This is a genomic window from Actinacidiphila yanglinensis (assembly GCF_900107965.1).
GTDB classification, from domain to species: Bacteria; Actinomycetota; Actinomycetes; order Streptomycetales; family Streptomycetaceae; genus Actinacidiphila; species Actinacidiphila yanglinensis.
The window spans coordinates 735185-749067 of sequence record NZ_FNVU01000001.1 but is presented as its reverse complement, the minus strand read 5'-3'; the positions used below and the strand labels follow the sequence as shown (position 1 = coordinate 749067).

General features: G+C 70.8%; 10 protein-coding genes and 1 tRNA gene. 3 read left to right on the top strand and 8 right to left on the bottom strand.

The window, feature by feature from the left end:
• Positions 1-21: 21 nt before the first annotated feature.
• Positions 22-1284: a lytic transglycosylase domain-containing protein gene (locus C4U44_RS03100; RefSeq protein WP_103883981.1), complete on the bottom strand. Its 1263-nt coding sequence runs from the start codon at positions 1282-1284 to the stop codon at positions 22-24.
• Positions 1285-1625: 341 nt separating this feature from the next.
• The gene (polA, locus tag C4U44_RS03095; RefSeq protein WP_407642771.1) at positions 1626-4292 is read right to left on the bottom strand and encodes a DNA polymerase I; all 2667 of its coding nucleotides are present in this window, start codon (positions 4290-4292) and stop codon (positions 1626-1628) included.
• Between the two features lie 318 nt (positions 4293-4610).
• Between polA and C4U44_RS03090 the strand changes: the two genes are divergently transcribed.
• A complete protein-coding gene (locus C4U44_RS03090; protein WP_103883979.1) occupies positions 4611-6896 on the top strand; it encodes an FdhF/YdeP family oxidoreductase in 2286 nt (761 codons plus the stop codon).
• A gap of 48 nt (positions 6897-6944) precedes the next feature.
• Positions 6945-7424: a PaaI family thioesterase gene (locus C4U44_RS03085; protein WP_103883978.1), complete on the top strand. Its 480-nt coding sequence runs from the start codon at positions 6945-6947 to the stop codon at positions 7422-7424.
• Between the two features lie 15 nt (positions 7425-7439).
• On the opposite strand, the gene C4U44_RS03080 is transcribed toward C4U44_RS03085, so the two are convergent.
• Positions 7440-8135, bottom strand: coding sequence for a hypothetical protein (locus C4U44_RS03080; protein ID WP_103883977.1), 696 nt, complete (start codon positions 8133-8135; stop codon positions 7440-7442).
• Positions 8136-8309: 174 nt separating this feature from the next.
• A tRNA-Leu gene (locus tag C4U44_RS03075) sits at positions 8310-8392 on the bottom strand.
• Between the two features lie 92 nt (positions 8393-8484).
• Here C4U44_RS03075 and C4U44_RS03070 point away from each other — a divergent pair.
• Complete coding sequence (locus tag C4U44_RS03070; RefSeq protein WP_103883976.1) at positions 8485-9123, top strand: ANTAR domain-containing response regulator; 639 nt, start codon at positions 8485-8487, stop codon at positions 9121-9123.
• 99 nt (positions 9124-9222) lie between these two features.
• On the opposite strand, the gene C4U44_RS03065 is transcribed toward C4U44_RS03070, so the two are convergent.
• Genes C4U44_RS03065 through C4U44_RS03050 form a run of 4 tightly spaced genes read right to left on the bottom strand, consistent with a single transcriptional unit; the run spans position 9223 to position 13860 of the window.
• Positions 9223-9939 (bottom strand): ABC transporter ATP-binding protein, encoded by a 717-nt coding sequence (locus tag C4U44_RS03065; protein WP_103883975.1) that lies wholly within the window; start codon positions 9937-9939, stop codon positions 9223-9225.
• Complete coding sequence (locus tag C4U44_RS03060; RefSeq protein WP_103884183.1) at positions 9936-11024, bottom strand: ABC transporter ATP-binding protein; 1089 nt, start codon at positions 11022-11024, stop codon at positions 9936-9938. Before C4U44_RS03060 ends, C4U44_RS03065 begins: the two co-directional genes overlap by 4 nt.
• An 8-nt stretch (positions 11025-11032) precedes the next feature.
• Complete coding sequence (locus C4U44_RS03055; protein ID WP_103884182.1) at positions 11033-12925, bottom strand: branched-chain amino acid ABC transporter permease; 1893 nt, start codon at positions 12923-12925, stop codon at positions 11033-11035.
• Between the two features lie 5 nt (positions 12926-12930).
• On the bottom strand, positions 12931-13860 hold the full coding sequence (locus C4U44_RS03050; protein WP_103883974.1) for a branched-chain amino acid ABC transporter permease: 930 nt from the start codon (positions 13858-13860) through the stop codon (positions 12931-12933).
• Positions 13861-13883 lie beyond the last annotated feature (23 nt).

Below are 13883 nucleotides of genomic sequence, written 5' to 3'. Positions count from 1 at the left end.
AAGGCGGGCCCGCCCGCTCCGTCAGGAGGAGGAGAGGCCCGCGCCCGTGGCCGCGCCCGCCGTGTCGGTCGGGTCGGGGGTCGGCGTCGTCGTACCGCTGGTGTCGCAGGGGTCGGGCGTCGGCGAGGTGGTGCCCGAGTCCGTGGGCGTCGGCGTGGCGGTCCCGGAGTCCGTGGGCGTCGGCGTCGTGGAGTCCGTCGGGCAGCCGGGAGTGGTCGGGTCGTCGCTGGGCGGCGTGGTGGGCGGGGTCGTCGTCGGGTCCCCGGACGGCGGGGTCGTCGGCTGGCCGCCGGTGGGGCTGGAGGTCGGGCTGGAGGAACCGCCGGGCGACGTCGGCCCGACGCTCCCGCTGACGCTCTTCGTCGGGGACGGCGTCGGCGAAGCGGTCCCCGAGGGCGTCGGGTTCGGGCTCGCCGGGGTCACCGCCGGCGGCTTGATCCCGGGCCCGACGCTGCCGGAACGGTCCGGCACCGAGACCGCGCCGCCCTGCCGGAAGTGCTCGTACCAGGACATGACGAGGTTCAGGTAGTCCTGCGAGTGGTTGTAGCCCAGGATCGCCCGGTCCATGTCGGCGGGCACCGCCAGGTCCCGCCCGTCCGCGCACAGGTAGTGCGCCGCCGCGAGCGCGGCGTCGTAGACGTTGTTCGGGTCCTTCACCCCGTCGCCGTTGCCGTCCGCGCCCCACGTGCGCCACGTGGACGGGATGAACTGCATCGGGCCGACCGCCCGGTCGTGCACCGGGTCGCCGTCGTACTGGCCGTTGTCGGTGTCGCTGATGTTCGCGAAGCCGTTCCCGTTGAGCACCGGGCCGAGGATCGGCTTGTACGTGGTGCCGTTCGCGTCGACCGCGCCGCCACGTGCCTGGCCGGACTCCACCTGGCCTATCGCGGCGAGCAGTTGCCACGGCAGGTGGCAGCCCGGGTCGGTCTGCCCGACCGACGACTGCGCCCGCTCGTACGCCGCGAGCACCGTCGTCGGCAGGCTCGCACCGCCACCGGGAACCGTCACGCTGGTGTCGCTGCCGGTGCCGGGGGTCGGCGCGAGCGGACCCGCCGGGCTGTTGAGCGGGGGGAGCGCCGTGACGTACGGGGAGTCGCCGTCGATGGAACTGTCCGGCGGCGCGGCCGACTGGGCCTGCTGCTGGTCCTGCGTCGCCGCGTGGGCCACCGGCAGGAAACCGGGCGCCTGCGAGGCACCCAACGCGGCCATCGCCGCGGCTGCCACCGCGGTCCCCGCCACTCCCCTGCGGACCTTCCTGCTGCTGCCGTATCGCCGCGCTGACATATCGGCGCCCCTCCCGAAAACGACGTGCGGGCCCGTTCCTGCGCCGCAACTCGGATGACCCTACGGCAACTTCAGCCCCCCGACTACAGCCCCTCGACGATCCACAGGGTACGAACCCGCCCGATTAACCCCTCGTTCGCCCCGTATTCAGAGCGCCCCACGGAAGCACGGCCGCCCGCCCCTGGCCGGCGGCCCTCTTCTCACGGAAGGAGCCGCACCTACCAGGGGCGCGTGGGGGCACCACCCAGCCGCCAGGCTGGGGGAGAACTGCGCGGGCAACCACCCACCGACAGGTGGTCCCTCAACCGGCAGAACGGGGAACCCCGGGGGTCAGGGGCCCCCTAGTGCGCCGCGGACTCCCAGTCCGTCCCCACCCCCACGGACACATCCAGCGGCGCGCGCAGCGGATACGCGTGCGACATCTCGTGCCGCACCAACTCCTCGACCTGCTCCCGCTCCCCCGGAGCCACCTCCAGCACGATCTCGTCGTGCACCTGCAGCAGCATCCGGGAACGGAGCCCCTGCTCGACGAGGGCCTCGTCGACCCGCAGCATCGCGATCTTCACGATGTCCGCGGCCGACCCCTGGATCGGCGCGTTGAGCGCCATCCGCTCGGCCATCTCCCGGCGCTGCCGGTTGTCACTGGTGAGGTCGGGCAGGTAGCGGCGCCGCCCGAGCAGCGTCTCGGTGTACCCGGTGCCGCGGGCCTCCTCCACCGCACGCCGCAGATAGTCGCGCACCCCGCCGAAGCGCTCGAAGTACGTCTCCATCAACGCCCGCGCCTCGGCCGCCTCGATCCCGAGCTGCTGGGACAGCCCGAACGCCGACAGGCCGTACGCCAGGCCGTAGGACATCGCCTTGATCTTGCGGCGCATCTCCGCGTCGACCTCGTCCCGCTGCACGGAGAACACGTGCGAGCCCACCGTGGTGTGCAGGTCCTCACCGGAGGTGAACGCGGCGATCAGGCCGTCGTCCTCCGACAGGTGCGCCATCACCCGCAGTTCGATCTGGCTGTAGTCCGCGGTGAGCAGCGATTCGTACCCCTCGCCGACGACGAAGCCCCGGCGGATCGCCCGGCCCTCGTCGGTCCGCACCGGCACGTTCTGCAGGTTGGGGTCGGTGGACGACAGCCGGCCGGTGGCCGCGACGATCTGGCTGAAGGTGGTGTGGATACGGCCCTCGGGCGCGATCGTCTTGACCAGGCCCTCCACGGTGACCCGCAGCTTCGCCTGCTCGCGGTGCCGCAGCATGATCACCGGCAGCTCGTGGTCGGTCTGCGCGGCCAGCCACGCCAGCGCGTCGGCGTCCGTGGTGTAACCGGTCTTCGTCTTCTTCGTCCTGGGCAGGCCCAGCTCGCCGAAGAGCACCTCCTGGAGCTGCTTGGGCGAACCGAGGTTGAACTCGTGGCCCACCGAGGCGTGCGCCTCCTCCACCGCGTGCCGCACCGCACCGGCGAACTGCTCCTCCAGCCCCTCCAGATGCGCCCGGTCCGCGGCGATCCCGGCCCGCTCCATCTTCGCCAGCAGCGCCGAGGTCGGCAGCTCCACGTCGTGCAGCAGTTCCGCCGCGCCCACCTCCGGCAGCCGCTGCCCGAACACGTCGCCCAGATCCAGCACGGTGCGCGCCTGCACCATCAGCGCCGCCGCGGCGGCCGCCTCCCCGTCGTCCTCCTCGCCGAAGGCCAACTGGCCGCTGTCCGCCGCGGCCGGGGCCAGCTCACGGCCCAGGTACTCCACCGACAGCACGTCGAGCGCGAACGACCGGCGGCCCGGCTTGATCAGGTACGCCGCCAGCGCCGTGTCCATCGACACCCCCGACAGCCGCCAGCCGTGCTCCGCGAAGACCCGCATCGCGTTCTTCGCGTGGTGCACCACCTTGGCGCGCTCCGGGTCGGCCAGCCACGCCGCGAACGCCTTCTCGTCGGCCTCGTCCAGCTGCGTCGGGTCGAACCACGCCGCATCCTCGGCGTCGGCCAGCGCAACCTGGGTGACGCTGCCGGAACCCAGCGCCCAGGTGTCCACACTCGCCAGCCCCACCGGGCCCGCGCCCCGCGCCTCCAGCCAGCCCGGCAGCTCACCCGCCGACAGCACCGTGCCCTCCACGGCCACACCCTCGGCGATCTCCGCCTCCTCCGCCGCCGCCCCCGGGTCGGCCGCGAACAGCCGCTCCCGGAAGTTCGGGTTGCGGAACTCCAGCGCGTCCAGCACCTGGCCCAACGCCTCGCGGTCGTACGGCTCCCGCCCCAACTGCTCGGCGCGCGCGGGCAACGCCACGTCCCGCACCATCTCGGTCAGCCGCCGGTTCAGCTTCACCGCGTCCAGGTGCGCGCGCAGGTTGTCCCCCGCCTTGCCCTTCACCTCGTCGACCCGCTCGCACAACTCCTCGAACGAGCCGAACTGGGTGATCCACTTCGCCGCGGTCTTCTCCCCCACCCCCGGGATCCCCGGCAGGTTGTCCGACGGGTCGCCGCGCAGCGCCGCGAAGTCCGGGTACTGCCTGGGTGTCAGGCCGTACCTCTCCTCGACCTTCGCCGGGGTGTACCGCGTCAGCTCCGAGACGCCCTTCGTCGGATACAGCACCGTGACGTGCTCCGACACCAGCTGGAACGAGTCCCGGTCGCCGGTGACGATCAGCACCTCGTACCCCAGCGCCTCCGCCTGCGTGGCCAGCGTCGCGATCACGTCGTCGGCCTCGAAGCCCTCGACCGCGAACCGCGGCACGACCATCGCGTCCAGCAGCTCCCCGATCAGCGCCAGCTGCGACCCGAACTCGTCCGGCGTCTTCGACCGCGTCGCCTTGTACTCCGGGAACTCCTCCGACCGCCAGGTCTTGCGCGACACGTCGAACGCCACCGCGAGATGCGTGGGCGCTTCGTCGCGCAACGTGTTCGCCAGCATCGACGTGAACCCGTACACCGCGTTCGTCGGCTGGCCCGTGACCGTGTTGAAGTTCTCCACGGGCAGCGCGTAGAACGCCCGGTATGCCAGCGAATGCCCGTCGAGCAGCATCAGCCTGGGTCGGTCGGTCGTCTTCTTCGATCCGGATACTTTCTCAGCCACCCGACGATCCTCCCACGGGCCACCGACATTCCCTTTTCCCGCCGCCGGCTCTCCTCCGGGGGCTTGGACCCGGTATCGACAGTCGATCATGCTCAGCCCTTCGTTCCTCAGGGCCTCCGCGTTCCCCCGGAGCTTCGCCCGGGAGGAGCCCCCACCTTTCGACACCGGCGCCCCCTTCGGCCCGCCGGCCACCACGGGTGGGGCGGGGGCGTGTTCGTGCCCACAGAGGTGGGCCGGAGGCGCGAGAAGGGTGGCAGGATCAGGGACATGGCGAAGAAGCCCCCCACTGGTGACCCCGTTCAGGACGCGCCGGATGTCAGCGCGCCGAAGCATGCCGCCGCGGGGCTGCCCGCGGTCGCGCAGAGCATGAAGATCGCCGAAGCGCAGATGGGCGCGCGCAGGACCGCGTTGACCCTGCTGAGGGTGAACCAGAAGAACGGCTTCGACTGCCCCGGGTGCGCCTGGCCCGAGGGGGAGCACCGGCACACCTTCGAGTTCTGCGAGAACGGCGCCAAGGCCGTCGCCGAGGAAGCCACGCTGCGCCGCGTCACCCCCGACTTCTTCGCCGCGCATCCCGTCGCCGACCTCGCCCGGCGCAGCGGCTACTGGCTCGGCCAGCAGGGCCGGATCACCCAGCCGATGTACCTGCCCGAAGGCGCCGAACGGTACGAAGCCGTCCCCTGGCAGCGCGCGTTCGAGATCATCGCCGACGAACTCAACGCCCTCCGCAGCCCCGACGAGGCCGTCTTCTACACCTCCGGCCGCACCAGCAACGAAGCCGCCTTCCTCCTCCAGCTCTTCGCCCGCGCCTTCGGCACCAACAACCTGCCCGACTGCTCCAACATGTGCCACGAGTCGTCCGGTTCCGCCCTCACCGAGACCCTCGGCGTCGGCAAGGGCAGCGTCCTGCTCGAGGACCTCCACCGCGCCGACCTGATCATCGTCGCCGGCCAGAACCCCGGCACCAACCACCCGCGGATGCTCTCCGCCCTGGAGAAGGCCAAGCACGGCGGCGCCCGCATCGTCACCGTCAACCCGCTCGCCGAAGCCGGCACCGAACGCTTCAAGAACCCCCAGACCCCGGCCGGCCTGGCCGGCCGCGGCACCGCGCTGTCCGACCTGCACCTGCCGATACGGCTCGGCGGCGACCAGGCCCTCTTCCGCGCCCTGGGCCGCCTCCTCCTCGAAGCGGACGCCGTCGACCACGACTTCGTCACCACCCACACCCACGGCTTCCAGGAGTACGCGGCCGCCGCCCGCGCCACCGACTGGGCCGAGGTCGAGCAGGCCACCGGCCTCACCCGCGCCGAGATCGAGGAACTCCACGCCCTCGTCCTGGATGCCAAGAGCGTCGTCGTCTGCTGGGCCATGGGCCTCACCCAGCACAAGCACTCCGTCCCCACCATCCGCGAGGTCGTCAACTTCCTGCTGCTCGGCGGCAACATCGGCCGCCCCGGCGCAGGCGTCTGCCCCGTCCGCGGCCATTCCAACGTCCAGGGCGACCGCACCATGGGCATATTCGAACGGCCCGCACCCGCCTTCCTCGACGCCCTGGAACGGGAGTTCGGCTTCCCGCCCCCGCGCCACCACGGCTACGACGTGGTCCGCGCCATCCGCGCCCTGCGCGACGGCAGGGCCAAGGTCTTCCTCGCCATGGGCGGCAACTTCGTCGCCGCCTCCCCCGACACCGACGTCACCGAAGCCGCCATCCGCACGGCCCGGTTGACCGTCCACGTCTCCACGAAGCTCAACCGGTCCCACACCGTCACCGGCGCCCGCGCGCTGATCCTGCCCACCCTCGGCCGCACCGAGAAGGACCGGCAGGGCGGCCGCGCCCAGTTCGTCACCGTCGAGGACTCCATGGGCATGGTGCACGCCTCCCGCGGCAACCTCGACCCCGCCTCACCCCACCTGCTCTCCGAACCCGCCATCGTCAGCCGCCTCGCCCGCGCCGTCCTCGGCCCCCGACACGGCATACCCTGGGCCGACTTCGAGGCCGACTACGACCAGGTACGCGAGCGCATAGCCCGGGTCGTCCCCGGCTTCACCGACTTCAACGCCCGCGTCCGGCGCCCCGGCGGCTTCACCCTCCCGCACGCGCCCCGCGACAGCCGCACCTTCCCCACCGCCACCGGGAAGGCCAACTTCACCGCCGCGGCCCTGGAATACCCCAAGGTCCCGGCAGGACGGCTGCTGCTCCAGACGCTGCGCTCGCACGACCAGTACAACACCACCATCTACGGCCTGGACGACCGCTACCGCGGCATCAAGGGCGGCCGCCGCGTCGTCCTCGTCCACCCCGACGACGCCACCGCCGCCGGCCTCGCCGACGGCGAGTACACCGACCTCGTCAGCGAGTGGACCGACGGCAGCGAACGCCGCGCCGACGGCTTCCGCGTCGTGCACTACCCCACACCCCGCGGCTGCGCGGCCGCGTACTATCCCGAGACGAACGTGCTGGTCCCGCTCGACCACACGGCCGACACCAGCAACACCCCCGCGTCGAAGTCCGTGGTGGTCCGGCTCGAACCACACCGGTCCGACCGGCCCTGAACCGCCAACGCCGAGACCCGCCACCACCGAAGAACGGAGCCGACCCGCATGGGCGAGCGCACCACCACCCAGTTCCCCCCGGAGATCGTGGAGCAGTACGCCGGACTCGGCATCGACCTGCCCGCCCTGTTCTCCGCCGGGCACCTCGGCGAGCGGATGGGCATCCGGATCACCGAGGCAGCGGCCGACAAGGTGGTGGGCACCATGCCCGTCGAGGGCAACACGCAGCCGTACGGTCTGCTGCACGGCGGCGCGTCCGCGGTCCTCGCCGAGACGCTCGGGTCGGTCGGCGCGATGCTGCACGGCGGGCCGAGCAAGATCGCGGTCGGGGTCGACCTCAACGCCACCCACCACCGCAGCGTGCGCTCCGGCACCGTCACCGGCACCGCCACACCCGTGCACCGCGGGCGCTCCTCCGCGAGCTACGAGATCGTCATCACCGACGACGCCACCGGCAAGCGCGTCTGCACCGCCCGCCTCACCTGCATGCTCCGCCCCGCCACTCCCCCGGCCCCCGCCACCACCTGAACACCCCTGCGCGGCTCAGTGCTTGCCCCCGATGTGCCGATCCATCAACGCCACCCCCTCCCGCCGCGCCACGGAGACGTTGTACGGCCGGTCACCGCGCCGAGTCACCCGCCACTCCACGCCCACCTTGTCGAGGGTGTCGCAGTAGAGCCGCCTGATGTCGTCGGAGACGTTGGTGAACAGGTAACGGGGGTACTCGTAGCGCTTGCGCTCACCGGCAACCGTACGGACGGTCCAGTTCGTGATCCGGCACCCGTCGGAATGGATCAGCCCACGGAGGAACTCCCAGGGATACGCGTCCACGATCTCCTGCTGCCAAGGCTCGAGCGCGATCGTGCGCTCGTGCTTCTTGCCGGGGCCGTGCTGGGGGAAGAAGCACTCCAGGTGGTTCGAGCACACCCGCACGTCGGAGCAGCCGGTCCGGGGCACCCGGCTCGTCCTGTTGTGCGGGAAGACCGCCTGCATCGCGGCTTCGGCGGCGTCCATCAGGCCCGGCCAGCTCTCCGTGCAGGTGATCGAGAGCCGGCACACCCGGTAGCGCTCCTGCAGCACGATGTGACCGTCGCCCAGGTAGAGACCGAGAAGGTAGCTGTAGGCGGCGCGATCGAGCGGGGACCCGTCGCATCGCGCGCAGGGCCGCTGCCTGCCCGGGAGTTGCCCGCGCCGGTCGCGATCCATGTGCAGCCAGTAGCCGACGGTTCCCGCCGGCACACCGAGTCGGGAAGCGATCTCCGCGTTTCGTACTCCGGAGCGACCGAGGTCGACGGCTCGGCGGCGAATTTGTGGATCACGCATGGAACGAGCTTGGTGCACGCACCGCGATCCAGAGAGGAAACCGCACGCACATTCATCACGTGCAGTGATCTTGCTAAAGGTCTCTAAAGGTGCCGGGTGCGGGATTCGAACCCGCACGCCCTCTCGGACAGAGACTTTTGAGGCCTCCGTGTCTACCCTTCCACCAACCCGGCGAGACCGTTCGGCACATCGTACCGTGTGGATGCGAGCCGTCGCAGCTAGGTAGGCTCATGGGTGTACCACACGCCATGACCCGAGGAGCACCGTGAGCGCCCCCGACGAGCCCACCCCCGCGCAGGACGACGCCTCCACGCATGTGCCGCCCGTGACCACGCGTGTCGTCATCGCCGAGGACGAGGCGCTGATCCGGCTCGATCTCAAGGAAATGCTGGAAGAAGAGGGCTACTCCGTCGTCGGGGAGGCCGGCGACGGCGAGGTCGCCGTGAAACTCGCCGAGGAGCTGCACCCCGACCTGGTGATCCTCGACGTGAAGATGCCCGTGCTGGACGGCATCAGCGCGGCGGAGCGGATCGCCGGGGAGAAGCTGGCGCCGGTGCTGATGCTGACCGCCTTCTCGCAGCGCGAGTTGGTGGAGCGCGCCCGCGACGCGGGCGCGATGGCGTACCTGGTGAAGCCGTTCACGAAGAGCGACCTGGTGCCGGCGATCGAGATGGCGGTGAGCCGTTTCCAGGAGTTGCGCGCGCTGGAGGCGGAGATCGCCGACCTGTCGCTGCGGCTGGAGACGCGGAAGCTGGTGGACCGGGCGAAGAGCGTGCTGCAGACGAAGTACGGGCTCAGCGAGCCCGCCGCGTTCCGGTGGATCCAGAAGACCTCGATGGACCGGCGGATGTCGATGCAGGCGGTGGCGCAGGCGGTCATCGACGAGGTCACGGACAAGGAGTAGCCGCTGCCGGCGGATACGGCACGGGTAAGGCCCGCACTCTTTGGAGTGCGGGCCTTACCCGTGGGCACCCTTGCGCGCTCCCCAGGGGGCGCGGCGGGGTCAGTCCTCGCCGAGGTAGGTCTTGCGGACGCCTTCGTCGTGCAGCAGGTCCTGGCCGGTGCCGGAGAGCTTGATGGTGCCGATCTCCATGACGTGGGCGTGGTCGGCCAGCGAGAGGGCGGCCTGGGCGTTCTGCTCTACGAGCAGGATGGTGGTGCCCTGGGACCGCAGTTCGACGATGGTGGACATGATCTTCTGCATCATGATCGGCGAGAGGCCCATGGAGGGTTCGTCGAGCATGAGCAGTTTGGGCTGGGACATCAGGGCGCGGCCCATGGCGAGCATCTGCTGCTCGCCGCCGGACAGGGTGCCCGCGGCCTGCTTGCGGCGCTCGCCGAGGATCGGGAAGAGCTCGTAGGCGCGTTCGACGTCCCGGGTGATGCCGGCGCTGTCCCTGCGGAGGAAGGCACCGAGCAGCAGGTTCTGCTCGATGGTGAGCCGGGGGAAGATGTGCCGGCCTTCCGGGGAGTGGGCCAGGCCGAGGGAGACGATCTTGTGCGGGGGGATGCGGCTGAGCACCTTGCCGTCGAAGGTGACCCGGCCGCCGATCGGCTTGAGCAGGCCGCTGAGGGTGCGCAGGGTGGTGGTCTTGCCGGCGCCGTTGGTGCCGATGAGGGTGACGACCTGGCCGGCCTCGACCGAGAAGGAGATGCCCTTGACGGCTTCGATCTTGCCGTAGGCGACCCGGAGGTCTTCCACTTCGAGCAGTGCGGTCATCGGTCGTTCTCCTGCTCCTGCGTGCCGGGCCCGGCCTCGGGGTCGGGGTCGGCCGGTGTCGGTTCCGGGTGGCTTTCGGCGGCCGGTTCCGGGTCGCGCCCCTCCTCCGGTTCCGCGACGGTCTCCGCGGCCGGTTCCGCGGCCCCCTCCTCGGCAGGTTCCCCGGCCGGTTCTGCGGCAGCTTCCTCCGCGGATTCCTCCGCGGATTCCTCAGCAGCCTCCGGGGCCGGTTCCGCGGCGGGCCCGCTGCCGGCCGTGGCCGGCGCCGCCTCGGGCTCGAAGGGTTCGCCGAGGTAGGCCGCGACGACGCGCTCGTCGTTCTGGACGACCTCGGAGGTGCCCTCGACCAGCTTCTCGCCCTGGACGAGGACGGCCACGCGGTCGCAGAGGTTGAAGATGAACCGCATGTCGTGCTCGATGACGAGGACGGCGATGCCCTGGTCCCGGATGGCGAAGACCAGTTCCTCGGTGGCGCGGGTCTCCTGCGGGTTCATGCCGGCGGTGGGCTCGTCGAGCAGGAGCAGTCCGGGCTCGCTGGCCAGGGCGCGGGCGATCTCCAGCTTGCGCTGCTCGCCGTAGGGAAGGTTGCGGGCGAGGTGGTCGGCCTTCGCCGCGAGGCCGGTGAACTCCAGGAGTTCCATGGCGCGTTCGCGGGAGCGGGCTTCGGCCCGGTGGTAGCCCGGTCCGCGGATGAGGGCGGAGATCAGGCCCTCGCGGGTGCGGGTGTGCCGGCCGACGAGGACGTTCTCCAGGACGGTCATGTTGGCGAACAGCCGGATGTTCTGGAAGGTGCGGGCGACGCCGGCCTTGGTGACGAGGTGGGGCTTGGGCGGCAGGACGGTGCCCTTGTAGGTGACCGAGCCCTCGGTGGGGATGTACAGCCCGGTGAGGCAGTTGAAGAAGGTGGTCTTGCCGGCGCCGTTGGGGCCGATCAGGCCGACGATCTCGCCGCTGTTGACGGTGAGGCTGACGTCGCGGACGGCGGTGAGGCCGCCGAAGCGCATGATGACGCCGCTGGCCTCGAGCAGCGGGGTGCCGTCCGGGGTGCGGGCGGGTTCGGTGGTGGTGCTGGTCGTGGTGGTCATGGTGTCCTTCACGCCCCTGCCTTGCCGAGGGCGGCGGTGCCGTCGCCGAGCGCCTGTTGGGCGGGCAGCAGGGCTTCGTCCTGATGGAACTCGAGTTTGCGGCGGCGGTTGGGGATGATGCCCTCAGGCCGGAAGCGCATGATCAGGATGAGGGTGACGCCGAAGGCGAAGAGTTCGTAGCGCTGGAGGAAGCCCAGCTTCTCGGGGACGATGTAGAGCAGCGCGGCGCCCAGGACCGGTCCGCTGACGGTGCCCATGCCGCCGAGGACGACGGCGGCGAGCAGGAACGCGGAGTTGGGCGGTGCGGCCCCGGAGAACTGGTAGGGGTTGGGCACGACGCTGTAGGTGACGTGGGCGCTGACGGTGCCGGCCAGGCCGGCGAGCGAGGCGCCGAGCGCGAAGGCGATGAGCTTGACCCGGAAGCCGTTGATGCCCATGGCGGTGGCGGCGGTCTCGTCCTCGCGGATGGCGATCCAGGAGCGGCCGATGCGTGAGTCGGAGGCCCGGGTGAAGACGAGCACCACGATCACGGTGATGACCAGCATCAGCAGGTAGTAGTTGGCGAACCGGCCGAGGGTGATGGAGCCGAACTGGTGCGGGTCGCCGAGGTTGTAGCCGAAGACCGACAGGTCGGGGATCTGCGAGATGCCGTTCGGTCCGTTGGTGACCTTGGGGCCGGAGACGCCGTCGAGGTTGTTGACGGCGATCCGGAAGATCTCTCCGAAGCCGAGGGTGACGATGGCCAGGTAGTCGCCGCGCAGCCGCAGGGTGGGGGCGCCGATGAGGACGCCGAAGACCAGCGAGGCGGCCATGCCGGTGAGTGCCGCGGCCCAGAAGGGGAATTCGACGCCGGACCAGATGGAGTACTGGGAGCCGGAGACGAGGGCGGCGGCGTAGGCGCCGACGCCGAGGAAGGCGACGTAGCCGAGGTCGAGCAGGCCGGTGAGGCCGACGACGATGTTCAGGCCGAGCGCGACGGTGCCGAAGATGAGGATGTTGACGCCGAGGTTCGCCCAGTGCTCGTTGTTCTGCACGAACGGGTAGGCGACGGCGGCGACGACGCCCATCAGGGCGGCGAACGGGCGGTGGTCGGCGGTGATCTTGGAGAACTGCCGGGTGAGTCCGGCGGCGATGAAGGCCCAGAGCGTGAAGACGACCAGGATCAGGTAGCCGATGAAGAGTTCGGTGTAGCCGGTGGCCAGTCCGTAGGTGAGGACCTTCACGCCGGCGGCCGCGACCACGACGATGGTGAGGTACTGCACCCACGCGGGTGCCCTCGCGGGGTCGGGGACGGGCAGTTCACCGTGGTTGAGCCGGGCCTGGCGCAGCCAGCGGTAGGTGCCGCGGGCGGGGCCGTTCTCGCTGAGCCGGCCGAGTTCGTAGTACTCGGCGCCGGAGGGGTCCAGGGGCTGGCGGTCGATCGGCAGGCCGAGGGTTCCGACGAGCAGCACGAGGGAGGCGACGGCGGCGACGAAGCCGCCGGGGTTGAGGTTGGCCAGGCCGCCGAGTTCCTGCGCGATGGCGATGACGGCGTACCAGGTGGTGGCGAAGGTGCCGGCGGCCAGCAGCAGGACGGCGTTGGGCGAGCGGTTGGGCACCAGCCAGGTCAGGCCCTTGACGCCGAAGGCCCCGAGGGCGACCAGTCCGGTGAGGATGGCGCCGATGAGGGTGAGGACCTGCAGGCCGCCGGGGTAGCCGTTGACGGTGAGGTCGCCGGGGAACGCGGAGGTGTAGGTCCACGACATGAAGGTGGACACGATGGTGCCGGCGACGCCGACGAGGGTGGCGATGCGGGCGACGCCCGGCGGCAGCGTGACGAAGGAGTCGGAGCGTGCCGCGTCCGGGTGGGTGGTGCCGAGCGGGGTGGGCTGCAGCGGCTCGGTGAGGGGGATGTCGGTCATGCGGATCACGCCCTGTCCGCTACGCGTTCACCCAGCAGGCCCTGTGGTCGTACCAGGAGGACCACGATGAGCAGCACGAACGCCCATACGTTGGCCCAGCCTTGGCCGCCGAGCTGGTGCATGCCGGGGATGTTGGCGATGTAGGCGGTGGCGCACGCCTCGGCGATGCCGAGGACGAGTCCGCCGAGCATGGCGCCGTAGATGTTGCCGATGCCGCCGAGGACGGCGGCGGTGAAGGCTTTCAGGCCGGCCTGGAAGCCCATGTTGTACGTGATCTGACCGTATTTCAGGCCGAAGGCGACGCCGGCGACGGCGGCGAACAGGCCGCCGATGGCGAAGGCGATCACGATGATGCGGTTGGTGTCGATGCCCATCAGCTGCGCGGTGTCCGGGTCCTGCGCGGTGGCCTGCATGGCGCGGCCGGTGCGGCTGGTGCGGACGAAGGCGGCGAGGCCGACCATGCAGACGACGGCGGCGGCGACGAGGAAGATGTCGTTGCGCTGGATGGCGATGGAGCCGAGGTGGTACGGGTGCGTCCCGAGTTGCGGGAAGTCCTTGGCGTTGTCGGCGCCGGGGTACCACACGAAGATCGCCTGCTGGAGGGCGAGGGAGAGGCCGATGGCGGTGATCAGGGGTGCCAGCCTGGGTGCTCCGCGCAGCGGCCGGTAGGCGAAGCGTTCGGCGCCCACCGCGATGAGGACCGAGACGATGGCACCGCCGATGAGCATCAGGGGCAGCGCGGCCCAGATGTTCATGCCGTCGGGTAGGCAGTTCCATACCGTGAGGGCACCGAAGGCGCCGGTCATGAAGATCTCGCCGTGGGCGAAGTTGATGAGCTGGACGATGCCGTACACCATCGTGTAGCCGATGGCGATGAGCCCGTACATCGAGCCGAGGAACAGCCCGTTGGCCAGCTGTTGCGGCAGGGTGTGCACCGCATGGCCTCCATGTCGCTGGG

Bases quoted from the DNA above. Each gene is read 5' to 3' on its own strand.
- C4U44_RS03100 (WP_103883981.1), bottom strand. From the start codon at position 1,284: ATGTCAGCGCGGCGATACGGCAGCAGCAGGAAGGTCCGCAGGGGAGTG.
- polA (WP_407642771.1), bottom strand. From the start codon at position 4,292: ATGCTGCTCGACGGGCATTCGCTGGCATACCGGGCGTTCTACGCGCTG.
- C4U44_RS03090 (WP_103883979.1), top strand. From the start codon at position 4,611: ATGGCGAAGAAGCCCCCCACTGGTGACCCCGTTCAGGACGCGCCGGAT.
- C4U44_RS03085 (WP_103883978.1), top strand. From the start codon at position 6,945: ATGGGCGAGCGCACCACCACCCAGTTCCCCCCGGAGATCGTGGAGCAG.
- C4U44_RS03065 (WP_103883975.1), bottom strand. From the start codon at position 9,939: ATGACCGCACTGCTCGAAGTGGAAGACCTCCGGGTCGCCTACGGCAAG.
- C4U44_RS03060 (WP_103884183.1), bottom strand. From the start codon at position 11,024: ATGACCACCACGACCAGCACCACCACCGAACCCGCCCGCACCCCGGAC.
- C4U44_RS03055 (WP_103884182.1), bottom strand. From the start codon at position 12,925: ATGACCGACATCCCCCTCACCGAGCCGCTGCAGCCCACCCCGCTCGGC.